The following is a 24,935-nucleotide window of genomic DNA, read 5'->3' as shown; positions in this document are numbered from 1 at the left end:
CCGGCGCTTACCGAAAGCGTTTCTCAGCCGCCGCAAAAATCTCCAGATCGGCGGCACAGTTTGCCTCCAGCCGGGCGCGCTGCACCCGCGTCAGTGACAAGTCCGGCCCCGTCGCCGCATTGTAATGTGGCAGCGACAAAGACGGGCCAAACAGGGCCGCAAATCGGTCCGAGAACGCCGCCTGATCGTCAATAAAGCCGACCAGCGCAACCTGATCCAGCGCGCGCAAAGCCCGCTCAAGATGCTGGGGCTGCGCCTCAGGTAGCACCACATTCACGCCTGACAGATAGCGTAGGTAAACCTCAGCCATTGATTTGCCCACTGGTCCGGCCAGCCAGACATCAAGGTCATCCTCAATCACGCCGGCCCGCACGGCCATCCGGTAGTTAGAGATCGCCCGCGTCACAGGCTCCCGCATCATCGTGACGACCCGCCATTGATCGCCAAATGCCGCCATGGCCCGGTCCGACCACAGCACATGACCATGGATCAAGCGGCTGCGCCACGCCATATGCGTCAACATCTGCCCTTCGCGCAGGTCAAAGGTCAGATGGCCGTTGGGCAAATCCTCGTGACATAGAACCGGGTCATCCTGCCCGAAATGGATCAGCGCTGCGACCCGCCGGGTCGCAACTGCGTCAATAACGCCAATCCGCTGATGCAGCGGGACGGCGCCATACAGCGCCGCCGCCAGGGATGTGCCCCCGCACTTTGGCAGATGCAGAAACAGCACCGGATGCGTCAGGCCTCGGCCCGTTGCACTACGCAGACTGCGCCGGGCATACAGCCTGGTGCGCCGGACCAGATGACGATAGTCAAGCAAGCGCGGCATTGGCAGAGCCTTGAGATTGCGCGAAATCGAGCATGGTCAGCGCATCCTCGGCTGACAGGCAGAATTGTTCTGCGGGACGGGATAACAGACGTGTCCGCGCTGCCGCAATCACGGCGAGGTCCACACTGTGCAACCAGTTGATCAGCGCCTCCGGTGTTGCTGCCTCGATGACAAATCCTTGTCCGTCCAGAAACCGTGCGGTTTCGGTCCCGGCAACCGCCAGCCCTGGCACACCGAAATATCCCGCCTCATACACGCGGTTCGGCAACAACCAGTCAGAGTTGGCCCCGCGCTGCCAAAGGTCCTGAGCCCAAACGAGATCGAGGTGCTCATAGGCCGTAGCCAAGCCCTCGGGATACCGATAAAGCCCGTGATAATGGATATTCGGGCAACCCCCGATCACATCGTCAAAATCCGGCAGCACATGGCGATGCACAGCCCCATGAAGATGGACCTCAATTGCCGCGCCCAGCTGCCCGGCTGCCGCCGCAAGAAGCTTTAGCGTTGCTGGACATCGCAGGGTGCCGACCCATCCCAGCCGCAGCGGCCCCGGCGCGCGGGGTGTTGGCGCAGGGCGCGGGGTTGGGGTAGCAGGCCAGAACACCCCGTTCTCCACCAGACAGACATCGCCGTTAAATCCTTGCACAGCGCCGAAATAGCTGCGTAGAAACCCCGGCGAACTGACCACCAGCCGGTCAATCCGGGCCAACGCGCGGCGTTCGGTCCACCGGGCCAGACGCCCCGCCCATCCATGCCGCGTGAAAATGCCGTGAATGTCGAGGCATTGATAAATCACCCGCGCCCGACTGCGCGATACCATCCTTGCGAACAATGCCAGCAAGGTCAGATCAAGGTTGCGGGCAACGATCACGTCGGCGCGCCGGATGGCGGCGCGATGTTGATACAGCACCCATGCAGCGCGCGGCAGATGCAAGACACGCTGCCATAGGCGGTGGTTGTGCTGCTGACCAAGGCAGATATCCGGCCAATCAGGTTGAAACCCGGCGTTCATATTGTCCCTGCGAAAGCAGAAGCTTTGCACCTCACACCCCGCAGACTGCAGCCAGCGGATGGTGCGGATCTGGCTGGCCTCGGTCACGTCGTATCCCATGACGACCACACGCGGCGCTGTCATTTTGCGCGCACCGGCGTCCATGTCGCCCGGCTGCGACCCATCGAGGCCAGAATAACCCCGGCCAGCGTTGCCACCATCGCCAGCGCGATCTGCCCCGCCTGTGCAAAGGGCCGAACGCCCAGCGCGGCCAGGGACAAGCCGGTCAAGATCAGCCCAAGGTACAGGATAAGCATCCCGATCTGCGCGGCCAGCACCCCAGCGAATATCCCGGCCAGTCCCAGCCACAGGGCGGAAAACCAGCGCATCCATTTATGCGACAGGTATTTCCAGCGGTCCATGCGGCGCATCTGGCGCAGCATTGGCCGCATGGCACGATGTGCGTGCCATGCACCGCAGGCGATGCGCGCCTTGCGGAACACCTCTTGCCCGATGCCGGTCTCCAGCACCTCCACGCCGCGAATATCGATAGCGGAGATCACACGAAACCCGTGAAAAAGTGGCTCCATCGAGGGGCGGAAATCGTCACTTTGGGCATCGTCGAAGATGGGATAAAGCGCCCGGCGCATCCCCCATAACGCACCATTGCAGCCCATGGTCGATCCGGTACGGCTTTCGCGCAGTTTCAGGGTTTCCTCAAGCCTCCAATAGGCACCGCCAATCCGCGCCACGGCCTCCCCGCCTTCAGTATGCAACAGCCGCGCCGCCACAGCACCAACGGTCGGATCAGCGAAGTAATCGCGAAAACGGCGCAGGTCCTCTGCCATGATCAGGATATTGGCATCCATGAACAAAACGACCTCGGCCTCGCAGCGCTGTAGCATGCGCCGCAGACCGGCGGCTTTGCCCACCTGACGACTGCCGAAAGTGACCTCCAGACAATCGCGCGCCTGCTGCAAAAGCCGCGCCGTGTCATCGGTAGAGGCATCGTCATAGGCCATGATCTGCAGGTCCGGCCAGGCACGCTTGACCTGTCGCAGGCGCGTCAGTGTGCCCGGCAGGACCGACGCCTCGTTCCTTGCGCAGAACATAAGCGCGATGGATTTTGGGGGGTGTTTTGGCTGCAGTGGGGGTGCTGCGGGCAGCAGGCGCAATAACTGAGGATAGATCAGATAGGGATAGATCAGCAGGGTCAGGCTGATCAGCAGCCCGGCCAGTGCACACCAGAAAACCATGTCCATTTCTTCGAAAACTTTCGCATTCAGTAACCCGGCGTTAACCCTGACGTGGAAAGGGTTAAAAAACGGTTCATCTTTGCTGAGGCGAGACCCCTTCTGTCTGCTATCCGACATATCGCGCTATGCGCCCTGACCTATCACCGGCCTGAGGGCCTGGCTGCGCTGCTGGCAGGGATCGCAGCACTGGACTGTCCCCATGGTGTTCGGGTGACCGTGGTCATCGTGGACAATTCAGCCGAGGCAACAGCGCAGGCTCAGGTCGCGGCGGCAGCGCTGCCATTTGCAAGGCATTATGTGCATTGCCCCCAGCGCGGCCTGAGCCCAGCGCGCAACGCAGCATTGGATGCGGCGGTGGACCTTGGGGCCGACGCATTGGGGTTCATTGACGATGATGAGGTGCCGGAGACCGGATGGATCGCGGCGCATCTGGCCGCGCTGATGGTGGCAGAGGTATCGCTGGGCCGGGTGCGGGCGGCCTATGAAGCCCCGCCAGCAAACTGGATGCGGCGCGGCGGGTTTCATGACATTGACGGCTTTGCGCGGCACCAGCCTCTGGGATTTGGCTGCACCTCAAACGTCATGATGCGGCTTGAGGCGGTGCGGGCCTGCGGCGCGCGTTTCGATGATCGGTTCGCGCTGACCGGTGGCGAGGATACGCATTTCTTTCATCTGCTGATGCGCAGTGGCGCCTGGATCGTCTTTGCCCCCGAGGCCGTGGTGACCGAGACCATTGTGGCAAGCCGAGCCCGGCTGGGCTGGCTGTGGCGGCGCTGGCGGCGCACCGGGCAGACCAATGCGATGATCCGATTGCTGGATCGGGGCAATAGGGATCGTGCGGTCTGTCTCGCAGGCGGATTGCTGCGACTGGGCGCGGGTGGCGGTGCGGCGCTGCTGGCGCTGCCTGCAACCCTGGCTGGGCGGTTCGATCTGGTTGCCCGCCCGCTGCGGATCGCGGCCCGGGGTCTAGGCTTTATTGACGGCGCGCTGGGCCGGGTGACTGAGGAATACCGGGTGATGACAAGATGAGCGGCCATCTGCCCGGTCTTGATGCGCTGCGCGGTCTGGCGGTGCTTGTGGTATTTGTCAGCCATGCCGCCAATCACGGAATGCTGCCCCGCTTTCTGGGGAACGGGTTCGGACAGATGGGGGTGCAGCTGTTCTTTGTGTTGTCGGGCTATCTTATGATGCGGCTTTATGGGGGCAAGGCATTCTCGGGTACTGCCGTGCGGCGGTTTGCCGTGGGACGGGCGGCGCGGATCAGTCCGCTTTATGCGTTGATCCTGGGGGTCAGCGCCTTGTGGGCCTGGGTGGGTTGGCACCCACCCTACCAGTTCAGCGGCAGCGCGGAATGGCTGCAAGCAGTGTTGTTCATCAGCGCCCCGCAGGAGTTGTGGTCGATCCCGGTCGAGGTGCAATTTTATGGGCTTTTTGTCGGTATATGGCTGCTGGTGCCACATCTTGGTGCGATGATGTTGTGGCTGTTGCCCGTGTCGCTTTTGCTGGCCTTTGGCTGGCGGGGATGGATCAGCGAGGCGTCGGTTATTGTTCCTTATCTGCCCGCCTTTGTGCTCGGCGTTGTGATTTGCCGGAACGAAGGGCGGCTTGCCGGTGTGATCCGTGTGCTGGCGCAGCCCTATTTCGGCCTGCTTTGCCTTGCCTTGTTTCTGGCGAATATGCCGGGGCTGCGGGGTCTGCTGGATTTGGAACTGACAGAGCGGTTTTATCCCCGGATGTGGCTGGACCCGCTGCGGCTGGCGGTTGTTGCGCTTCTGTTTCTATCTGCGCTTCGCGGAACGGGCTTATGGCGCTGGCCGCTGGGTCTGCAGCGGTTGGGGCAACTCTCGTTCTGCGTCTATCTGGTGCATCGCCCGATCCTGCAGATGATAGATCTGTTGGATCTGCCGGGAGCCTTTGCGGCCACGCTGGGGCTGATTGCCTCGATCCTGATTGCCGAAGCCTCTCTGCGTTTTATCGAACACCCTGCCCAGCGCGCCTTGAAAGCCCGGTTTGCCGCGCCGATGCGCCCAGCGCCACAACCAGCATGAGGGTGATTTCATGCTGGCGATAAAGCGACGATCCAAGCAGCGACAGCAGCACCAGAAGGACCAGCGTCCAAAGCGCCCAGCGCCGCGACGCGCCTTGTCCATAGGACCGGACCGCCCAAATGCTGGACCCGATCAGAAGCAGCATCGCCAGCAGGCCCGGCAGGCCAAGGCCGACCAGCACCTCGATCACGAAGTTATGGAATGCCGTTACCGTCGCACCGTAGTCGCTGCGCAAATGGGCGATCTCGGGCGCGAAGTCAGGTGCAACCCAGTAAGCCATCGCGCCCTGACCCAGCAACGGCGCCTTTGCAATCATGTCCATCCCATGCGCCCAGAGGGCTGTGCGGCCCGTCAGGGTCGGGTTCTTGTCAAAAGCCGCCAGCATGGCCGCCCAGGGGTCGATCCGCAGCAGTACCAGTGTAACGACCAGACAGGACAGCGCGACCAGACAGGTCAGCCAAAGCCAGGGGCGCAAAGACCTGCGATCCGCCGAGGCACGCAGGAAAAACCCGGCTCCAAACGCAAGCGCCAGCAGGATCGATGTCGCCGATTTGGAGAGGACCAACAACGCCCCCGTCAGACCCAGCACCAGAACCGCGAGCCATCGCATCCAGCGGGACGGATCGGCCAGAACCAGGAACAGGGCGGTCAGAGCCAACAGCGCACCGCGCTGACCCAGCGCATTCTTGTTGGTGTAGATGCCAAGGAACCCACCCTCCCAAGAATAGGTTTGACCCCAGAGGCTACCAAAATTCGTCAGGGACAGCAGCATGGTCAGACCAAGCGCGATCAGGATCATGCGCGCCAGATCCAGCAGACGGAACTGGGTACCCAGGAACAGGCCAAGCATGATCGTGAACGCGATTTGCACAGCGGCGATCAGCGTGACCGCAGGCATGACCGACCAAAAGGCGGAGGTCAGGCAGACCAGCGGATAAACCAAAACCGGCACAGCGCGCAGCAGCACCGGCAGAAAGGCAGGCAAGGTCATGGCAAAGCGGGCCGCGAAGTAAAGATAGACCAGACCGGTAATCTGCGCACCTATATGAAAGCGGACCAAGGCCTCTGCCGTCCAGATCAGCACCAGCACGCCCATTGCAAAATCTGCGCGGTGCAAAAGCCGCTGATATCCACTCATCTTGATGCTCTGGCCAGGGGGCGCGGGAACTGCATGTCACAAAGTCTATCTTGGGTTGAGACGCCCCGCCACCGCAATCGGTGCAACCCATGACTCGCTATGCCATTGGTGTCGGCGTGCAGAAAGCGGCGTCAAGTTGGCTGCATGCGGTGCTGTCAACGCATCCTGAGGTGGCAGCGGCGGAAGCCAAAGAGCTGGATTTCTTCAGCTATTATCATGACCGCGGCTATCGCTGGTACGAAAGTCATTTCGGGGCAGGAGAGGTGCGGTTCGAAAACTCTCCTTCCTATTTCCATGACCCGCGCGCGTCGAAACGATTGGCGGAATTCGCCCCGGATGCCCGTATCGTTGTGCTGCTGCGTGATCCGGTGGAGCGGGCCTTTTCCAATCATCTGCACGAGGTTGCCAAAGGGCATATCCCGCCCTGCAGTTTTGCCGAAGGGTTGCGTAACAACCCGGATTATCTGGATCAGGGGCGCTATTCCACCCATCTGGGCCGCTGGCTGGATCATTTCGGGGAAAGGGTCTTGTGCCTGATAACCGAGGAATTGCCGAAAGGCCCCCAGCACCATGCCGACCGCGTAGCACAGCATCTGGGGATCGCAGCTGGTCACCGCAGCCGGGTAATGGCAGAGCGGCGCAATGTCTCTGACCTGCCCCGCTCACCCATACTGCGCAAGGTTCTGCGGGCGGGCGGTGACAGCCTGCGACGCGCCGGGATGGAGGAGCAGTTGGCCCGGATCAAGGCCTTGCCACCAGTGCGCGCCGTCCTGAATGGGAATGCGCGGTCGGTGCGTAAACTGGTTCCGGCGATAACCGAAACAGAACGGGCTGAGGTGATCGCTGTGTTGGAGGATGAGTTGCGCCAATTGCCGAGGTTGTTGGGTCGGACCGAGTTACCTTGGGACAGTTGGCAGCGGGTGGTTTCAACGCGCGGTGCGGCGTAACGCACTGGATTTATAGAGAAAACCGTCTTGTGAAGGGTCGCTAAGCCGACCCTAAGTCCATTTGATGCACAGCACCAAACACAATCGCCGAGCCGTCAGAGCAGCCCGGCGATTGGCATAATTTCTTCTTCGGCCGATGCTCACAGATAGCCCTCGGAGAGGAACCGCTGACCGGCCAGCCGACCGGCAATGCGTTGTCCCTCGGGCACCGGATGGGTGCCATCGCCGGACAGATGGCCAGCGGGCCGCGCCACATAATGCACGCCTGCAATAGAGGTCGCATCACCGCTGTCCTGATCCAGCTTTGACTGCATATCCAGAAACAGCGGCTGATTGCCGTTTGTATCATCCGACATTGGCCCGATGATCACAGCAGGCAATGACGGCTCAGAAACATCGGTACGCAGTCTGGATAGCATATTGGCAAAAGCCGGGGGATAGCTGACATCCATCGTAGCCGAACGGTCGCTTTCCCCTTGCGCCCAGATCAGTCCCTTGACCTGATTGCCCGGGTTCAGCGCCAGCGCATCGGTCACCTTAGAGATCATGTTGTTGTAAAGACTTACCCCATTGCCGGTATTGCCATCCGGGTTCCACTCTGCCTCTGGCCCGACCAAACGCGAGCCGCCCTGTGCGCAGGCCAGGATCAGGATCGACCGGCCAGCGGGCGTGGCAGGCTCAATAAACCGGGCAAAGGTCGTGATCGGGCTAACCCCCTGACTGGTATTGTGGAACTGCAAGGGGGCGACACATGCGGCGCGCGTCCCCTCGGTCACACCGAAGGTGTTGTTGGTGCTTCCCGGCACATACAGACAACGCGGCAGCCAGAAATCCTTGTCTGGATCGACGGGGGTCGAGGTGCTCTCTGACGCCATCAGGGACTGACCCGCAGCGATATAGATATCCGCTGGCTGCGCCAAAATCGCTGACATATCGACCACCTGCAGATCGTCCAGCGTGCCGTCAAACGGGGCGGTGCCCAGCGCCCGCACCTTGGTATGCCCGGTCGAGGTAAAGCGCGCCACATGCTGGGCCGTCACCCGGTTCTGAAACCGGGTGTTCTGGAACGTTCCAATCAACTGAACCCCGGCAAAACCGGCTGTCGCATCCTTGATTGTATAGGAAACCCACATGTCACCCGCTGGGATGCTGATGGTTTGCGAGGTTACAAACTGCTGCGTCGCGCCACCGGTTTTCTGCGCCGCACCGCCGGTATCGGTCCAATCCCCATCCAGCGTCCAGTTGGTCTGATCTGACAGATCCGCCTGCGCAGCGGGCAGAAGTCCTTGCGGCACAGTTTTATTGTCAGCAGGCGGGATGGACGGCCCGCCTGCTGATGCCGATTGCAACCGCGATGCGGCAGCAAGGTCAAGTCCCGGGGCAAATCTCATGAAACCACCACGGCATGGATGCCCGTCGCGGTCGTACCAGTCGCAAGAATTCGGGTCGCACCGCAAATGATCCAGCCGAAGTCGCTGACATTGACCGTCCGCGCCTGACCTTTGACCGAAACGAAACTGACCGCGCCTGCGCCCTCGACATAGATTGAGGCCGCCACGTCTGTCAGATCGGTCGCGTCATCGGGCGTCACCGGCACATAGTCGATCCCGGGGCCTGAAAGAGAGTTCGCACGGCGGTTGAATGGGTTTGTCATCGCGATGGTCTTTCCACTGTTGATGCGCATCACGGCAAGGCCAGCGGGACTGGGCCCGCTCCATGCCGATCAGCGGTGTAAATGTCTCGGAAATGAAAAAGGCGAGCTGATTCTTAAGAATGCGGCTCGCCCTGTGGTGTCGGATATCGCAGATTGGTATTAAATTTTAGTTAACACTCGACGCACAAACGCAATGTCAGCGGGCCTGCAATGCCTCCTGATATCGTTCCAGCGCATCGACGGATTGCGTGAAAAGACCACGCCCCTGCCGCTCCACCAGACCAGCCTTTTTCATCCGTCCGATTTCCCGCGCAACAGCCTCACGGTTGGTGAAAACCAGTGCCGCCAGCTCTGACTGCGTCGGTGGCTTTTCGATCTTGGCGCTACCGTCATCCTTGCGCACATTTCGAAACAGACGCACTACCTCCTGCCGAATGCGATCATCGGCGCGCAATGCGGTGAAATCCGACACCCGGCGCGTTAGCTCGCGCAGCTTGTCAACAAGGTTGCGCATCAGCGACAGGCACATGTCGGGATGGCTTTGCAACAACTGCAGGAACTGCGCATCTGCCACCCGCGCCACACGGCAATCGTTCAAAGCCACGACACTGGCCGAACGAGGTGCCTGATCAATCACCGCAAATTCGCCAAAGCAATCGCCCTCATCGATATTCGAGAACGAAACCTCCCGCCCTTTGTCGGAGAAATTGGCAACCCGCACACTACCTTCCAGCAGGAACAGCACCTCATGAGACGTGTCTTCCGCACTCAAAATAACCTGTCCCGCCGCATAGAAATTAACCGTCCAGATATGTTCCAGCGCGACACGTGTCGCCGCATCGACATCCCCCAGCAACGTACCGCCTGGATACTGAACCTCCAGATTGGCATTGTATTTCAGTGCCATATCTCCACCCCGCAAAAAACCGCAACGCGCGTTTCTTATCACCCGACGTAAACCAAATTTGTGGCAATTATCAACTTTCGGGGTCAGTTGTGGCGAATGTCAAGGTTTGTGGGGCGAGTTCGAGGCGTAGTATTCAATCAGTAGTCGCGTTCGTAGAACACCCCAACACTGCCCTCGCCATCGCTTCCAAAACTGGCCTTTGCACGGACGTTATCAGTGATATCCAGATTGACCGTCGCGAGGGTTTCGCCGCTGCTTTGGGCCTCTACATCAAGGTATAGCTTTTCATTGATATAAGCCCCGGCCCGAACGCCGAAATCACCTTCGTCATCTGAAACGATCTCAAGATCGTCCAACCCGATCTGCGCCCGAAAGTCATCCAGAAAGCTGCCGCCCTTGCCTGCAAGCGTTGCCGCAGCCGAGGCCAGCTGGGCAATCTGAAACGGCGACAACGAGGCTAGGTCACGTTGAAAGATCAACAGGGCAAGGATCTCATCCTGCGGAAGTTCCGGCGATGAAAACAGCTCAATCGCCGGATCTGACACCGGACCTGTGACCAGCAGCCCGATCAGCGATCCCTGCACAGCCGTTTGTGCCTCAAGCCGTATCTCTGGGTCAAAATCGCCCGACATCTCGATCCAGCCTTCGGTAAAGGCCAGCCGCTGGCCAAGTACCGACATCCGGCCCCGCAACAATTCGAACCGGCCAACCGGCTGCAGGTCCTGCACCGGGCCGCGCACCGCCAGCGCGCCGCCCATCTCTACGTCCAGACCGCGGCCACGAATAAAGATGCGGTTAGGGGCGTCCACAACAAGATCCAGAAAATATCTGCCCTCATTTGACGGGGTGCGCCGCGTACGGCCAACACCTGCCCGGCGCAGGGTCAACGTCACATCGCGCGGGGTATTGCGATGGGTTACATCCAGCAGAACACCCTCCTGAATACCGAACCTTTCAGCCACAGCAACCTCGGTCGTGCCCAGTGACAAACGCGCCATCACCCGGCCTGACCGCGCCAAAGGCCCAGTCACCGCAATTGAGCCCGAGACAGTCGTATCCACAGCCACCCCATCGGTGTAGCGCGCACCATCAAGGCGAATGTTCAGATCGGTTTCGGCGGTTGGTGACAAACCAAGACTGCCGGACGCAGTGATCGTACCGCCACGGGAAAAATTACCCTGTGCCTCACGAATGACCATCCGGTCACCGCTCAGGTCCGCACCCAGCCGCAAATCATTGATCCGCACATTCCGGCGTGGATCCACAAGGATACCGTCATTCATTTCCACGCTACCAGACAGATCGGGCGCTGCCAGACGCCCGGTGGCCTGGGCAGACACCTGCGCCAAACCGGAGATCTGAATACCGGTATCAGCCAGCGCAATATTAACCAGCGTCAGCGGCACGCGCCCAGAAAGGCTGAAATCAAGCCCCGAACCGCTCAACGGTATCCGCCCTGATCCAGTTGCCCTGCCGCCTGCCGGTCCCTCAACACTGGCGCTTTTCACAAAAATCTGGTTATCCGCAAACGACCCAGCCACCGCAGCGCTTAACGCTGGAATCCCATTGGCCCGCATCACCTGCGCAGAAAGGCCCGAACCGGTCAGGTCAAACCGCGCCAACGGATCGGCAAATGTCCCAGAAAGCGCAGCTTGCCCACGCACCTGACCAGCCAGACCGGGATTGCCAGACACAACATTCAGCAGCGCCAGCGGAAACCGGGTGACATTGACTGCAAGGTCCATTTCGTCCCCTGTGGTGATGGGGACCGCGCCTTTGACGTCCAGCGCCAGGTCTTCCCCGGCGCTAACATCTGCCTGAACAGCCAGATGCCCTTCCCGGGTTTGTCCGGTTGCCCTTGCATCCAAGGGCGGTATGCCAAGGGCACGAACCACCCCAATGGTGGCGTCATCCGCGCGCAGGTCAAACTGCACCGACGGATCGTCCGCTGACCCGGTGATACGCCCGATACCGCCGACCGTGCCTGCAATTCCCGGCACATCCGTCACCAGCGTTGCAATCTGCAAGGGCAGGTCAAGCGCCTGAAAGCTCAGGTTATTCGTCGGGCCAAGCTGCCCGTCCGCGCGAAAGCTCCCCTCGCCAAAGTCCAACTCCACATCTCGCAAGGTCAGCCTCTGTCCGACCAGCCGTGCCTCAGCCGGGCGAGCCAGCGCGGCACGAATGTCACCACGGGACACGTCCAGCTGCTCCAGCGCCAGTCCGACCCCGGGATTGAGATTGGTCATATCCCCAACCACCCGCAGTTCGGTCCCGTTATCCAACTGCGTTGTTGCCTGCATCGCCATAGTGTCGCCGGTCCGTTCGGAACTGGCGACAAAGCGTGCTATCTTTTGACCGGCCAACTGCAACCCAGCCCCGGCGGCTGTGCCATCGAACAGCGGCAAGCCAAACAGATCGAGAACCTCGACATCCACCTCGGCGCTGTCGGCAACAATCCCGGCAACCGCCAGATCCTTCAGACCGCCATTCAGACGCAAGCGTTGCTGCGATCCCGCGCGCGACAGCTCTGCCGTCACATCGACAGCCCCCCGCGCATCGGTCAGAAACAACGAGGCGATCGGCTCAATATCTGGGGACCAGACCGACAGGGTTCCGGCATAAAGCCCATCGCCACCCTGCCCCAGCGTCCCGTTCATCTGCGCAGCACCCAATGACAGGTTGAACTTGCGCAGAACGCTTAGCCGGTCATCGGCGGACAACTCTCCGGTCAGGAACAAGGAATTATCATCCACAGTGCCATAGCCCAGAATCTGCCCGGCAAACCGCGTTGCCTCTTTGATCTGTCCCGTCAGCGACAAGGTAAGGTTATCAATCGGATGCCCGTTCAGACGCCCCTCCGGCATCGTCATATTAACGCTGATCTGCGTGTCATCAGGTCGTCCGCTGGTTCCGGCGATCAGCGACAGGGTTCCCGCATGATCTTCAGAGATGACCGACAGATTATTCACCTGCGCCCGCAGATCAAGGCCGATCTCCTCAGCAAGAATGCGGCCGGTAAGCGCCATGGAGAACTGATCATTTGCCAGTTTCAGCGCCTCGGTCTCGGTGCCTTCAAGCGTGCGCGCCACGCGCCCGGTCAGCCGCGTTTCGCCGCGCAGAAGGCCATCAAGCTGCGGCGTTCCAAACGCCAGATCCGTGGTCGCACCATCCAACCGCAGATCAAACGCACCCGAGATCGGCGCAAGGCTGCCAGTGCTTTCAAAGCGGATCGCGCCCGCCAGATCCTGGTTCATCAATGCCGAATACGCCGCAAGATCATCCACCTGCGCAGAAAAACGCCCATCAAAAATGAATTTTCTGATTGCACCCTGCAGGTTCAGCGCCAGACCCCGCCCATTGATGCGCATCTGCCGAAGGTCAAAGGGCTGGTTAGCGGCCCAGCTGAAATCGGTCAGCAAGGTGATCTCTTCGCCGAATGCGGCCTGCAGATCCGCTTTGTCCGTGCTGATCCCCCGCAAAGTCCCGGTCAACCGGCCCGACAAGGCGCGTTTATCAGGAAGGTCGATATTGCTGGCCTGACCATCCAGCACCAGCTGTCCTTCGGCGAATTTGACGTCATTGACCTCAAGACCTTGCAGCGAAACTGCGCCGTCCCAGCCCTTGTTGCCGTTAAACCGAAACTCAAGCGCGGCTTGCTTCAGCCACGCCTTTTCGTCCGGCAGCGGCAGGATCAGCGGTGTTTCATCCGCCCGGCCCAACCCGCCGCTCAGGTTCATTTCAGACAGGAACCCGTCCGGCGTCGTCTCAAGCCAGCCGGTCAGGTACAGAGACGCAGTCCGAATATCCAGATTGCCAAGGGCAATACCGCCACCGGGTTTGCGGCGGCCCGAAGCGGTCAACGCAGATTCCCCATCAAAGAACGCCTGGTATCCAGGGCCAAGCAGCGGTGCGATCAGCCCCTTTAATTCAAGGCCAAAAGACCGATCCTGCTGCACCCCGGAGACGTTCAGTGCGCCGCTTAGAAACTGCTTTCCATCCGCAAGGAAGCTGAGGTTAAGGCCAAGATCCGACAACGGCCCTTCGCCCGCAATCTTCAGGTCTAGGGCAGGCAAGCCATTGATCCCTGCCAGCGTGGTCAGGATACCGCCCGGCGGCTCTTGCAGGGACATATCCAGTGACAAATTCTCAGTGGCATTGTTGAACCCTGCCGTCATCACAAAGCTGCCGCCCGGGCCATCAAGACGCTGCAACGTCAGTTGTGTGTCCAGCACCCCGCCGCCGATGGACAGGTTACCCTCCAACGCCATTCTGGCACCGGTACCAAGCACCGTTTCGCCGATCCGGAACTGATCGACCTTCAGCTTGCGCAAATCGACGGAAACCGGCAGGTCGGGCACACGATAGGCCGTTGCCTGGGCCGATGGCAGGTTGGATTTTTCCGCCACCGGGTTACGACGATATTCGATCAGCTGGGCGGAGAGTTCTTCAACCTCCACAGCACCATTAAACAGCGCTGTTCTGTCCCAGATCACGGTTGCATCCTTGATCAGCAACCACACACCTTCGCGGTCTGAAACCGTGATCTGGGCCACCGTGGCGCTGCTGCTCAGCAGGCCCGAGACGCCAGACACCCGGATTTTCCGAGCATCGGTGGATAGCTGATCCTCAAGGAATGAAATGACAAAGCCGTTTTTGTCCTCCGCCTGATCCAACAGATCGGCAAAGCGCTCCTGCCCAAGGCTCACCGCCGGGATGCACAACAGAAAAAAGACCTGAAACCACCGCATCAGAAAGCCTGCCCGATGCCGATGTAAAAGGCGTAGTCGGGATCGCCTGGGCGCGGGTTCAATGGCCGCGCGACATCCAGACGGATCGGCCCGATCCCGGTGTACCAGCGAACGCCCAGCCCAGCGCCATATTGAATATCCGCGCTACCAAATGGAAAAGTCTGATCGCTGACCATGCCACCATCTATAAACGCACTGAAACCGAAGCTTTCGCCGATGCGCTGACGCAGTTCCAGCGACGCCTCGAACTTTGACCGTCCGCCAATCTCGGACCCGCCGCTCGGCACCCCGATAGAGCGGAAGTCGTAGCCGCGAACCGACCCGCCACCACCAGCAAAGAACAACTGGCTCGCAGGCAACTCCTGCAGATCCCCGCCGAACAGGGTACCGATGGCGGTGCGGGCGGCCAGAACCGTGCGCCGTTCGGAGCCAAAGCTCAGATATCCTCGCCCCTCGATCGTCGTTCGGATGGCTGAGTTGCCATAGAAAACCTCCGTAAACGGCGTGATTTCACCCTTGAGGTAATAGCCAACGGTCGGATCGGCCTTACTGTTGCGGCGATCATAGGTCACGTCAAACGGCAGACCAAAGGTCAGAAAGGTGCGGCGACCGGCTATATCCTCGATCTGGGTGAACTGGGTTTCGAAATGAAGACCGCCAAAAAGCTTGTCGCGGAAATTTCGGTCGATGCCTATTTTCGCACCAACCTGCCGCTGGCGATAGTCATCAAAGATCGTCTGATCCGCCTGGATGGAGGAGCGCAGGACGTTATCCTGATCAAAAATGCCCGGCTGCGACAGACTGGCTGCAAAGAAATAGTCATAGTCCTGCCAGCCGCCGCGCTCGATCAGGCCAGAAACCTGAGCATCAAAACGCAGACGCTCGGCCCGGCCAAACAGATTGCGGTGCAGCCAGAACGCCTCTAGCCCCAGCCCATCAAAATTTGAGTATGTCGCGCCAAAGCCGTAGCGACGCATCGGGCGGTCTTCCACTTCGATGATCACGGGCAGCTGGTCGTCGGCGGTCAGCACCTCAGCCTCTTTGATCTGAACAGTGCGGAATACGTTCATCTGCGCCAGCCGGGCCTGCGCCCGCTCGATCCGGCCCGGCGTAAACGGCGCGCCGTCGGGAATATTCGCCATGTAGCGGATGAAATCCTCATTCACCCGTTTTGATCCCTGCACAGTCACACGGCCAAAACTGGCTTTCCGGCCAGAATCAAAGGTGATGGAGGTATCCAGCCGATTGGTCGCATGATCAGCAATCGCTTCGCGCCCGGCGATGCGCGCCTGGGGGAAACCCTGATAGCGCCATTCGCGCACGGCATCCTCGCCAACCTTGCCGATCACCTCGGCCCGGGCGGGCAGACCTGGTGCAAAGTCCCGCCTGTTACTTCCCACCGGTGCAGCGGGTCCGGTTTTGAAACCTACCGGTGCGTTCACCAGATCCTGCTGCCCAAAGACAAAGCGCGGGCCGGGATCGATGCGGATAACAACCTCGGCCGGATTGGGCAGCTTTGCGGTCAGCGGCAGCGCCGATACTTCCCGCCCATTGATATGGATCGAGATGACACCACCGTAATAGGCATTATTGTAAAGCGTCGCCAGCAACCGTTGATAGTCCGAGCGCGCCAGACTGATCAGCCCCGCCGCGCCCGAAGCGGGCTTTGACCGCCGACCCCAAAGGGCAGAGGCATCGAGCAATGCGGTGCGCAGGTCTTTATCGCCCTTGATCGCTGTAGAAACCGTATAGTTATGCGGATTCAACAGCTTAACAGTCTTCTCATCCTTGTTCTTACCTTCAAACAAGGTAAAGCCAAACAGCGTGAATGCCGCCGCCGGCTGCGCCGCCAGAGCAAGCATAGCGCTTAGAACAAGAACTTTAAGATGACTGTTGATCATCGCCACGCGTCATGACGCCCCTCGGTGCCTTTCTGACCTCTACCCGCAGAGATCACATAGACAGCAAATGATCAGAAGCCAAAGCGTTTTGCCACAGCCAACCTGTGGAAGCCGGAATTTCAGGCAGCGCTAGCCCGCGATCAAACCGATTGATTCCAGCTTCAGGATCACCTGATGCGCACAATTGTCGACATCGACATTTTCCGTATCCAGACGAAGCTCAGGGCTTTCCGGAACCTCATAAGGATCTGAAATACCAGTGAATTCCTTGATCTTTCCTTCACGAGCCAGCTTGTAAAGACCCTTGCGGTCGCGACGCTCGCATTCCTCGATCGAGGTCGCAACATGCACTTCGACGAAGGTTCCGTATTGCTCGATCTCTTCGCGCACAGCCCGGCGAGTGGCGGAATATGGCGCAATCGGCGCGCAAAGTGCGATGCCGCCGTTCTTGGTGATCTCTGATGCAACATAGCCTATGCGGCGAATGTTCAGATCACGATGCTCTTTCGAGAACCCAAGTTCCGAAGACAGATTTTTGCGAACCACATCCCCATCCAGCAAGGTCACAGGACGCCCACCCATTTCCATCAGCTTGACCATGACGGCGTTGGCAATGGTCGATTTGCCGGAACCAGAAAAGCCGGTGAAGAATACTGTAAAACCCTGCTTGGATTTGGCAGGGCGAGTGCGGCGCAACTCCTCCACCACTTCGGGGAAGGAAAACCATTCAGGGATTTCCAGACCCTCTGCCAGACGACGACGCAACTCGGTGCCCGAAATGTTCAGAACAGTCATGCCCTCCTCTACCTCGTCCGCCGGTTCGTATTGCGCGCGCTCCTGCACAAAGACCATATGTTTGAAATCGACCATCTCGATGCCGATTTCGTCCTGATGCTGCTTGAACAGGTCCTGCGCATCATAAGGCCCGTAAAAATCCTCTCCTTTGGAGTTTTGGCCCGGCCCGGCATGATCCCGGCCCACGATGAAATGCGTGCAGCCATGGTTCCTGCGGATCAGTCCGTGCCAGACCGCTTCCCGAGGGCCAGCCATGCGCATCGCCAGGTTCAAAAGGCTAAGCGAGGTCGTGGTCGAGGGATACTTATCCAGAACCGCCTCATAGCAGCGCACACGGGTGAAGTGGTCGATATCGCCCGGTTTTGTCATGCCAACCACCGGATGGATCAGCAGGTTGGCCTGCGCTTCCTTAGCTGCGCGGAAGGTCAGTTCCTGATGCGCCCGGTGCAGCGGATTGCGGGTCTGGAACGCCACAACGCGGCGCCAACCCATTTTGCGAAAGAAGGCGCGCAACTCATTCGGCGTGTCGCGGCGACCCTTATAGTCATAATGCACCGGCTGTTGGATGCCGGTGATCCGGCCACCCAGATAAATCGGCCCGGCAACATTATGCAGATAATTCACCGCAGGATGGGCCAGATCGTCGGCACCAAAGACCTTTTCTGCCTCCCGCGGCTTATCCGGGCTCCACTTATCCGAGATCGAAAGGATCGCCAGAATCACGCCTTCCTGATCGCGTAGCGCGATATCCTGCCCGGCCTCAACCTTTTCGGAAAACCCTTCTGACACATCCAGCGTGATCGGCATCGGCCACAGCGTTCCATCAGCCAGACGCATGTTGTCGACAACACTATTGTAATCATCCTGCCCCAAGAACCCTGTCAACGGCGCGAAACCGCCATTCATCAAAAGCTCCAGATCGCAAATCTGGCGCGGTGTCAGATCCCACGAGATCATTTCACCGGCTTCCTTCTTCAGCTTTTCCGCGCTGTCATAGGAAACATAAAGCTCTGCGATGGGCATTGTGTTGGCTGGGGTCATCACGGGTCCTAAGGCGTTGTGCTATGATCGGGGCCATTTAGCAGTATCGTGGCCTGCGTCAAAGGGTCAAACATGTATAAGTTTCGCTAATGTTACCAAAGCAGGCTGAAACCTGCGTTTTGCGTGACAAGGTGGGTCTGCTGTGATCTGGTGCTAAGGGCTTACATCTCTGACATAATTTGGCAGTTTTTTGCAGAGTTACCTGCCAAGAAAGCACGGATCGCAGACCCAGATGACGCGCAGCCCCGATACCCTTTCACGCAATCAGAAATCTATCGCCATCCTTGTGATGGATGGCTTGCTGACGCTGCTGGCCATTCAGGTCAGTCTGCAACTGCGGCTGGGTGAATGGTGGCCGACACAGTACTGGGATGCTGGCTGGCTGACCTATCTGGCCTTTCCGCTGATCGGGATGGCGCTGTCCTGGGTTATGGGCATCCCGCATATCGTATTGCGTAGCTTTGACAATAACGCATTGTTCCAGCTGGGCCGCTATGCGTTTGTGATGGCGGTGATCTTTGCCGCGATGAACACGTTTCTGGCGCAGGGATTCCCTCGTTCTGTTCCCGGCATCTGGGGCGCTGTGTTTCTGTTCTTCGCCGTTTTTTCCCGGCTGATCATCCTTGAGGGATTGGGCAGACTGCAATCGGGGGACCGCAAGAATGTCCTTATCTATGGTGCCGGCTCCACCGGTCAAAGGCTGATCGCGGCACTGCGCGCATCGCCGGAATTGCGACCCGTCGCTTTCATCGATGACAATCCGGATCTACGGCGCGTTTCTGTCGCCGGATTGCGTGTCTATCAGCCAGATCAGCTGCCAGATTTGATCCGACGCAAAAATGTAGCGCAGGTCATTCTGGCCATGCCATCGGTGCGGCGCAGCCAGCGGCAAAAGCTGTTGGAGGAGTTGCAGGCACAACAGGTCGAAGTTCTGACCTTACCGTCATTTGAGGAAATGCTGGATGGTCGCGATCTGCAAGACCAGCTGCGCCCTGTCTCGCCGGACGATCTGCTGGGTCGCGATGCCGTGGATATGCGCGGGCCGGAAATCTCGGCCGTTTACAAAGACAAGTGTATTCTGGTCAGCGGGGCTGGCGGCTCTATCGGTTCGGAACTGTCACGACAGATTGTGGAAACCGGGGCAAAGCGGTTGGTGCTGTTCGAGCAAAGCGAATATGCGCTTTACGCCATTCATCAGGAACTGCTTCGGTCGGCGGGGCCGGATGTCACGCTGGTCCCGGTTCTCGGCTCAGTGACGGACCCGCGCCGGGTGGCAGAGGTGCTGAAGCGCGAGAGTGTTGATATCATATTGCACGCAGCCGCCTATAAGCATGTACCGCTGGTCGAGGACAACCCGCTGGAGGGTGCGCGCAACAACGTGATCGGCACGCAGGTGATCGCCGATGCCGCGATTGAGGCCGGGGTGGAACGCTTTATCCATGTGTCCACCGACAAGGCGGTGCGCCCGACCAATGTCATGGGGGCCACAAAACGCCTGGCTGAAATGGTGATCCAGGACCGCCAGACCCGCACCAACAAAACCCGCCTGACCATGGTGCGCTTTGGCAATGTGCTGGGCTCCTCGGGCTCGGTCATTCCGCTGTTCCGCGACCAGATCAGCCGCGGCGGCCCGGTCACCCTGACCCACCCCGAGATCACACGTTATTTCATGACCATACCCGAGGCTGCTCAGTTGGTCCTGCTGGCAGGGTCCTTTGCAACCGGCGGAGAGGTCTTTGTGCTGGACATGGGCAAGCCGGTTAAAATCTACGACCTGGCCCGCAGCCTGATCGAATTGTCAGGCTATACCTTACGCGACGCAGACACACCCGACGGCGACATTGAGATCAAGATCACCGGCCTGCGCCCGGGTGAAAAACTGTACGAAGAACTGCTGATCGGCGAAGGCGTCACACCCACCGCGCACCCCAAGATCATGCGCGCTGCTGAGGGGCATCTGAGTTCGGACGAGACACATACTGTCCTGCAAACCCTGCACAACATCCTGCAGACCGGCATCGCACCAGACATCATCACCCTGATGCAGACCCATGTGGATGGCTACACCCCATCCGACACTGACTGACCCAATCACATGTTTGGCAAGGGCCGACTTGGCGCGGCTAGTAACGCACATTCATCATATTGCTGATGTCATATTTTGCCGAAGATGACATCCCGGCTTCGAGGCAACTACCCCTCAAAAGAAAAGAGCGGGCAGTGCCCGCTCTTTCCAAAATCGACTTGATCCAAAAGGATCAGAAGGTCATTGCGAAGCCGAGGTCAGCGGTCAGAACGTCCGCGTCGTTGGCAGCAACACCGGTCTTCAGCTCCAGACCACCGCCCAGATCGTAGGCCATACCAACACCATACGAATTCAGGTCAGTGCCACCAGCATCAGACATGTGGTAGAAACCAGCCAGCGACAGAGCACCGGAGGAGTAGCCAAGGCTTACAGCCAGATCCATGTCAACGGTGTCGCCAGTTGCATATGCAACTTTTACATCAACCGGACCAAAGCCTGCGCCCAACGATGCTGCGATGTGCTTGGCTGCATCGTCGTAACCAATACCAACCGAAACGCTGTTCGAACCGAAGTCAAAGGTTCCGCCAACACCAACGGCGAAGCTTTCCAGGTCACCCTGTGTCGAAAGCGAGATGCCGAAGCTATCGAAATCATAATCGTAACGAATCTGCGGGTTCAGGCTGGTCTGACGCGCGATTTCGTTGCGATCACCCAGACCGGTCAACGAGATTGCATCAACATTGCTAACGCGCTTTTCCAGACCGGTATCGGTGTCGCCGTAGGTCAGGGTACCAAAGCTGCCGCCAACAAAAACCTCGCCCTTGGTGGAAACACCTGGGCTTTGGCCAAGAGCAGGAGCAGGGTTTGCAACACCAGCTTGGTTGTCAGCGCTATCTGCGTCACCAATGCGGAAGTTGAAGCCGAAATTAATTCCAGCGTCAGATGTACCGGACGCAGTTACCTTGACGCGAGCACGCGAAGTGCCAAACAGATCATCATCGTCGCCATTAGTCAGTCCATCGCCGTTAGTGTCGATACCGTCAGCATAGACAAGACCCAGACGCGCGTCGCCTGAGAAGGAGATACCGCCTTCATGTCCGTCAGCAAGTGCTGCGCCCCCGGCAGAGAGTGCAACAAGTGCGCTTGTTGCGAAGAGAACGTTTTTCATCGTTTTCCCTCAATTATAAGGTTTCAAGGTGCACCTCTATCCGAGGAGACCCGGATGAGTACGGTTGTTAATTGATCAAATCCGCCAGATGGGTCAAGCGAATGCGCCATAAAAAGACTGGGAAAAGATTGTTGATGCAGCAATGCCACAGTCTGGTGAACAAGGTTTCAGAAGGTTACAAAATGGAAAGGCCTTGTGACGATTTCCTGCCTTGGTTAGAACGCTTTGAAACCTTTGGTCTGCGGGGAAACCGGATGCGGTATTTGGGTATAGTTTCGTTTGTGGCAGCTGCCGCTATTTTGTCCGGCTGCGGCGGACGTACGGAAGCGGAGCGTCAGGCCTCGCTGGAACGGCAACGGCAGAACCTACCGACAGCCGATGAGGGGGAAAGGTCATCTTTCTTTGATCTGTTCGCCGATGACAACGCTGACCAGAAGATTGCCGTGAACCGGCACCTTTGGGCGGCCTCGCTGGATGTGCTGTCTTTCCTGCCTATTGAAACCGTTGATCCGTTTTCTGGCGTGATTGCCACGGGCTGGGGCCGAGTCAACGGCGCCTCCACGCCCTATCGTGTGACAGTCTATATCTCTCAACCTGCTTTGGATGCGCGCTCCCTGCGTGTTGCCGTGTTCCGCGGCGGCGGTACTGGTGTTGCTGTCAGCGATGATGTCGCACGGCAGATCGAGGATTCCATTCTGACCCGGGCCCGCCAGATGAAAATGGCCGAAAACAATCGCGGCTAAGGGCCGCCAAGCGAAAGACCTTAGACTATGTCCCGTCTCAATGCCCGCGTGATCGAGCCAAAATGGCAGAAAGCCTGGGAGGAGGCGGGAATTTTCGCCACTCAGGCCGATCCAAGCCGCGAAAAATACTACGTGCTTGAGATGTTTCCCTATCCCTCAGGGCGCATCCATATTGGCCATACCCGCAATTACACGATGGGCGATGTTGTTGCGCGCTATAAAACTGCGCGCGGTTTCAACGTGCTGCATCCCATGGGTTTTGATGCCTTTGGTCTGCCGGCAGAAAATGCCGCGATGGAAAAGGGCGTTCATCCGGGTGCTTGGACCTATCAGAATATCGATGACATGAAGGCCCAGCTGAAGCCGCTGGGATATACGCATGACTGGTCGCGGTCCTTCGCGACCTGCGATCCGGAGTATTACGGCCAGCAGCAGGCACTGTTTCTGGACTTCCTTGAGGCTGGCTTGGTCTATCGCAAGAACGCGGTGGTGAACTGGGATCCGGTCGATATGACCGTTCTGGCGAATGAGCAGGTGATTGACGGCAAGGGCTGGCGATCCGGTGCGCCGGTCGAACGGCGGGAGCTGACACAGTGGTTTGCGCGGATATCGGATTACTCCGAGGAATTGCTTGAGGCACTGGACGGGCTGACCGCCTGGCCTGAAAAGGTACGCGCGATGCAGGCCAACTGGATTGGCAAATCGCGCGGGGTCGAGATTGACTTTGATCTGACCGAACCGGCGCATGGGTTTGAACGCATCGTGTGCTATTCGACCCGGCCCGACACGATGCATGGGGCAGGCTTTGTTGCAATCTCCCCCGATCATCCGCTGGCCAAGGCGCTGGAAGGTGTGAACCCGGATATCGCTGACTTCTGCGCAGAGTGCCGCAAGACGGGAACCTCGGAAGAGGCCATCGAAACCGCTGAAAAGCGCGGTATCAACACCGGTCTTTTTGTGCGCCACCCGGCAAAGGATCGTGATCTGCCGGTCTGGATCGGCAATTTTGTGCTGATGGATTACGGCACCGGTGCAGTGTTTGGCTGTGCCGCGCATGATCAGCGCGATCTGGATTTTGCCCGTAAATACGACCTGATGGTTCGAAACGCGTTCTTCCTGCCCGGACAGGAAGGGGTTGAGGTTGGGACAGAGGCACTTGTGCCGCCGAAAACAGATCAGGTGATCTATACAGATCATTTCGCCGGTGTGACCAATGCAACGGGTGAAGAGGCGATACTGGCCACCATCGACTGGTTCGAGAACCAGGGCAAAGGCCGGGGTCAAACCCGGTACCGGCTGCGCGATTGGGGTATTTCGCGGCAGCGGTTCTGGGGTTGCCCGATCCCCGTTGTGCATTGTGAAACCTGTGGTGTGGTGCCGGAGAAAAAGGAAAACCTGCCTATCCGGCTGCCAGATGACGCCACGTTTGATCGTCCTGGGAATCCACTGGATTGGCACCCGACCTGGCGCGACACGACCTGCCCGAATTGCGGTGCGGCGGCAAAGCGTGAAACGGACACGATGGACACATTCGTGGATTCGTCGTGGTATTATGTGCGGTTTACCAACCCGAACGCCGGTACACCCACAGACACCGCCGATGCTGATTACTGGATGAATGTCGATCAGTATATCGGCGGGATCGAGCATGCGATCCTGCATCTGCTCTATTCCCGGTTCTTTGCCCGCGCCATGAACAAGACCGGCCATCTGCCCGCGAAGGCGATCGAGCCGTTCAACGCGCTGTTTACTCAAGGCATGGTGGTGCATGAGACCTATTCGACACCTCATCCGGATTCCAATGACCGACGCGTCTGGCATCTGCCGGATGATGTGATCCGGGATGACAACGGCGCACGGCTTCAAGATGGCGCGCCGGTGGATATCGGCCCACTGATCAAGATGTCGAAGTCGAAAAAGAATGTCGTCGACCCCAATGACATCATTGATCAGTACGGTGCGGACACCGCCCGCTGGTTCGTCATGTCCGACAGCCCTCCGGAACGTGATGTGGAATGGACAGCATCCGGTGCGGAGGCTGCCTGGCGTCATCTGCAGAAAGTCTGGCGTCTGGCGGATGAAATTGCGCAGCACGGCGATGCGCCCGAAGGCGACAGCGACAGCGCGCAAGAGCTGCGCCGCCTGACGCACCGGACCATTCGCGATGTGACGGAGGCCATCGAAGGCTTCACCTTCAACAAGGGTGTCGCCAAGCTTTATGAGCTGACCAACGGGATTGCCAGATCCGATTTAGGCCATGCCGGTGTACCGGCGGCCCGGCGCGAGGCGATGACGATTATGGCGCAGCTGATGCAACCAATGACCCCGCATCTGGCCGAGGAAATCTGGCAGGCCATGGGACAGGACAGCTTTGTATCAACCGCCGCCTGGCCTGTGGCTGATCCTGATTTACTGGTCGATAATACGGTGGTGCTGCCCGTGCAGGTGAACGGGAAGCGCCGGGCGGAACTTTCGGTTGCGGCAGATGCCTCTAAGGAAGAGATTGAGGCGCAGGCACTGGCTGATCCTCAGGTGCAGAAGTTCATGGATGGGAAGCCTCCGAAAAAGGTGATTGTGGTGCCTGGCCGGATCGTCAACGTGGTGGCCTGATGGGATCGGGCAACTCTGAAAGTGGTAAGCGTGGTACCTGTCGGGTAGGGTGGGTTACACCCACCCTACAGGCTTCGACGCCGGGTGCGTCCCGCAGGCATATTTTACTGGGGTTGCTCTATCTGCCGCT

At 59.1% G+C, this 24,935-nt stretch carries 17 protein-coding genes; 6 read left to right on the top strand and 11 right to left on the bottom strand.

The window, feature by feature from the left end; all coding sequences use genetic code 11:
- Positions 1-7 precede the first annotated feature (7 nt).
- From ACW9UQ_RS08815 to ACW9UQ_RS08805, 3 genes are read right to left on the bottom strand one after another with little or no spacing between them, the layout of a single operon-like run.
- A complete protein-coding gene (locus ACW9UQ_RS08815) occupies positions 8-832 on the bottom strand; it encodes a hypothetical protein (RefSeq protein WP_458930648.1) in 825 nt (274 codons plus the stop codon).
- The gene (locus tag ACW9UQ_RS08810; RefSeq protein WP_458930647.1) at positions 816-1,967 is read right to left on the bottom strand and encodes a glycosyltransferase; all 1,152 of its coding nucleotides are present in this window, start codon (positions 1,965-1,967) and stop codon (positions 816-818) included. Before ACW9UQ_RS08810 ends, ACW9UQ_RS08815 begins: the two co-directional genes overlap by 17 nt.
- Positions 1,964-3,079, bottom strand: coding sequence for a glycosyltransferase (locus tag ACW9UQ_RS08805; RefSeq protein WP_458930646.1), 1,116 nt, complete (start codon positions 3,077-3,079; stop codon positions 1,964-1,966). The genes ACW9UQ_RS08810 and ACW9UQ_RS08805 overlap by 4 nt, the downstream gene beginning before the upstream one ends.
- A gap of 51 nt (positions 3,080-3,130) precedes the next feature.
- On the opposite strand from ACW9UQ_RS08805, the gene ACW9UQ_RS08800 reads away from it, so the two are divergent.
- On the top strand, positions 3,131-4,108 hold the full coding sequence (locus ACW9UQ_RS08800) for a glycosyltransferase family 2 protein (protein WP_458930645.1): 978 nt from the start codon (positions 3,131-3,133) through the stop codon (positions 4,106-4,108).
- Positions 4,105-5,127 carry an acyltransferase family protein gene (locus ACW9UQ_RS08795; protein WP_458930644.1) on the top strand — a complete coding sequence of 341 codons (1,023 nt, stop codon included), beginning with the start codon at positions 4,105-4,107 and terminating at the stop codon, positions 5,125-5,127. Before ACW9UQ_RS08800 ends, ACW9UQ_RS08795 begins: the two co-directional genes overlap by 4 nt.
- On the opposite strand, the gene ACW9UQ_RS08790 is transcribed toward ACW9UQ_RS08795, so the two are convergent.
- Positions 5,051-6,265: an O-antigen ligase family protein gene (locus tag ACW9UQ_RS08790; RefSeq protein WP_458930643.1), complete on the bottom strand. Its 1,215-nt coding sequence runs from the start codon at positions 6,263-6,265 to the stop codon at positions 5,051-5,053. The genes ACW9UQ_RS08795 and ACW9UQ_RS08790 overlap by 77 nt on opposite strands.
- An 89-nt stretch (positions 6,266-6,354) precedes the next feature.
- On the opposite strand from ACW9UQ_RS08790, the gene ACW9UQ_RS08785 reads away from it, so the two are divergent.
- A complete protein-coding gene (locus tag ACW9UQ_RS08785; RefSeq protein ID WP_458930642.1) occupies positions 6,355-7,212 on the top strand; it encodes a sulfotransferase family protein in 858 nt (285 codons plus the stop codon).
- Positions 7,213-7,352: 140 nt separating this feature from the next.
- Here ACW9UQ_RS08785 and ACW9UQ_RS08780 read toward each other — a convergent pair whose 3' ends face one another.
- The 6 genes from ACW9UQ_RS08780 to ACW9UQ_RS08755 form a co-directional block, all read right to left on the bottom strand.
- Positions 7,353-8,603 carry a sialate O-acetylesterase gene (locus ACW9UQ_RS08780; RefSeq protein WP_458930641.1) on the bottom strand — a complete coding sequence of 417 codons (1,251 nt, stop codon included), beginning with the start codon at positions 8,601-8,603 and terminating at the stop codon, positions 7,353-7,355.
- Positions 8,600-8,866 carry a spike base protein, RCAP_Rcc01079 family gene (locus ACW9UQ_RS08775; RefSeq protein ID WP_458930640.1) on the bottom strand — a complete coding sequence of 89 codons (267 nt, stop codon included), beginning with the start codon at positions 8,864-8,866 and terminating at the stop codon, positions 8,600-8,602. The genes ACW9UQ_RS08780 and ACW9UQ_RS08775 overlap by 4 nt, the downstream gene beginning before the upstream one ends.
- A gap of 196 nt (positions 8,867-9,062) precedes the next feature.
- Positions 9,063-9,773, bottom strand: coding sequence for a Crp/Fnr family transcriptional regulator (locus ACW9UQ_RS08770; protein WP_458930639.1), 711 nt, complete (start codon positions 9,771-9,773; stop codon positions 9,063-9,065).
- Positions 9,774-9,910: 137 nt separating this feature from the next.
- Positions 9,911-14,521, bottom strand: coding sequence for a translocation/assembly module TamB domain-containing protein (locus ACW9UQ_RS08765; RefSeq protein WP_458930638.1), 4,611 nt, complete (start codon positions 14,519-14,521; stop codon positions 9,911-9,913).
- A complete protein-coding gene (locus ACW9UQ_RS08760; RefSeq protein ID WP_458930637.1) occupies positions 14,521-16,422 on the bottom strand; it encodes an autotransporter assembly complex protein TamA in 1,902 nt (633 codons plus the stop codon). Before ACW9UQ_RS08760 ends, ACW9UQ_RS08765 begins: the two co-directional genes overlap by 1 nt.
- A 129-nt stretch (positions 16,423-16,551) precedes the next feature.
- Positions 16,552-18,258, bottom strand: a complete 1,707-nt coding sequence (locus tag ACW9UQ_RS08755; protein ID WP_458930636.1) for a bifunctional sulfate adenylyltransferase/adenylylsulfate kinase — start codon at positions 18,256-18,258, stop codon at positions 16,552-16,554.
- Between the two features lie 232 nt (positions 18,259-18,490).
- Here ACW9UQ_RS08755 and ACW9UQ_RS08750 point away from each other — a divergent pair, with 232 nt between their 5' ends.
- Entirely contained in the window at positions 18,491-20,344 is a 1,854-nt protein-coding gene (locus tag ACW9UQ_RS08750) for a polysaccharide biosynthesis protein (RefSeq protein ID WP_458930635.1), read from the top strand.
- Positions 20,345-20,516: 172 nt separating this feature from the next.
- Here ACW9UQ_RS08750 and ACW9UQ_RS08745 read toward each other — a convergent pair whose 3' ends face one another.
- Positions 20,517-21,452, bottom strand: coding sequence for a porin (locus ACW9UQ_RS08745; protein WP_458930634.1), 936 nt, complete (start codon positions 21,450-21,452; stop codon positions 20,517-20,519).
- A 182-nt stretch (positions 21,453-21,634) separates the two neighbouring features.
- Between ACW9UQ_RS08745 and ACW9UQ_RS08740 the strand changes: the two genes are divergently transcribed.
- Entirely contained in the window at positions 21,635-22,195 is a 561-nt protein-coding gene (locus ACW9UQ_RS08740) for a DUF3576 domain-containing protein (RefSeq protein WP_458930633.1), read from the top strand.
- A 27-nt stretch (positions 22,196-22,222) separates the two neighbouring features.
- Positions 22,223-24,805 (top strand): leucine--tRNA ligase, encoded by a 2,583-nt coding sequence (gene leuS, locus ACW9UQ_RS08735; RefSeq protein WP_458930632.1) that lies wholly within the window; start codon positions 22,223-22,225, stop codon positions 24,803-24,805.
- The last annotated feature ends 130 nt before the right edge of the window (positions 24,806-24,935 follow it).

Source organism: Halovulum sp. GXIMD14793 (assembly GCF_054457435.1).
This window is presented reverse-complemented; position numbering and strand designations above follow the sequence as displayed.

What these genes read in the sequence shown, in the direction of transcription:
- ACW9UQ_RS08815 (WP_458930648.1), bottom strand. Translation starts at nt 832, where the DNA reads ATGCCGCGCTTGCTTGACTATCGTCATCTGGTCCGGCGCACCAGGCTG.
- ACW9UQ_RS08810 (WP_458930647.1), bottom strand. Translation starts at nt 1,967, where the DNA reads ATGACAGCGCCGCGTGTGGTCGTCATGGGATACGACGTGACCGAGGCC.
- ACW9UQ_RS08805 (WP_458930646.1), bottom strand. Translation starts at nt 3,079, where the DNA reads ATGGTTTTCTGGTGTGCACTGGCCGGGCTGCTGATCAGCCTGACCCTG.
- ACW9UQ_RS08795 (WP_458930644.1), top strand. Translation starts at nt 4,105, where the DNA reads ATGAGCGGCCATCTGCCCGGTCTTGATGCGCTGCGCGGTCTGGCGGTG.
- ACW9UQ_RS08790 (WP_458930643.1), bottom strand. Translation starts at nt 6,265, where the DNA reads ATGAGTGGATATCAGCGGCTTTTGCACCGCGCAGATTTTGCAATGGGC.
- ACW9UQ_RS08785 (WP_458930642.1), top strand. Translation starts at nt 6,355, where the DNA reads ATGACTCGCTATGCCATTGGTGTCGGCGTGCAGAAAGCGGCGTCAAGT.
- ACW9UQ_RS08780 (WP_458930641.1), bottom strand. Translation starts at nt 8,603, where the DNA reads ATGAGATTTGCCCCGGGACTTGACCTTGCTGCCGCATCGCGGTTGCAA.
- ACW9UQ_RS08775 (WP_458930640.1), bottom strand. Translation starts at nt 8,866, where the DNA reads ATGACAAACCCATTCAACCGCCGTGCGAACTCTCTTTCAGGCCCCGGG.
- ACW9UQ_RS08770 (WP_458930639.1), bottom strand. Translation starts at nt 9,773, where the DNA reads ATGGCACTGAAATACAATGCCAATCTGGAGGTTCAGTATCCAGGCGGT.
- ACW9UQ_RS08765 (WP_458930638.1), bottom strand. Translation starts at nt 14,521, where the DNA reads ATGCGGTGGTTTCAGGTCTTTTTTCTGTTGTGCATCCCGGCGGTGAGC.
- ACW9UQ_RS08760 (WP_458930637.1), bottom strand. Translation starts at nt 16,422, where the DNA reads ATGATCAACAGTCATCTTAAAGTTCTTGTTCTAAGCGCTATGCTTGCT.
- ACW9UQ_RS08755 (WP_458930636.1), bottom strand. Translation starts at nt 18,258, where the DNA reads ATGACCCCAGCCAACACAATGCCCATCGCAGAGCTTTATGTTTCCTAT.
- ACW9UQ_RS08750 (WP_458930635.1), top strand. Translation starts at nt 18,491, where the DNA reads ATGACGCGCAGCCCCGATACCCTTTCACGCAATCAGAAATCTATCGCC.
- ACW9UQ_RS08745 (WP_458930634.1), bottom strand. Translation starts at nt 21,452, where the DNA reads ATGAAAAACGTTCTCTTCGCAACAAGCGCACTTGTTGCACTCTCTGCC.
- ACW9UQ_RS08740 (WP_458930633.1), top strand. Translation starts at nt 21,635, where the DNA reads ATGGAAAGGCCTTGTGACGATTTCCTGCCTTGGTTAGAACGCTTTGAA.
- leuS (WP_458930632.1), top strand. Translation starts at nt 22,223, where the DNA reads ATGTCCCGTCTCAATGCCCGCGTGATCGAGCCAAAATGGCAGAAAGCC.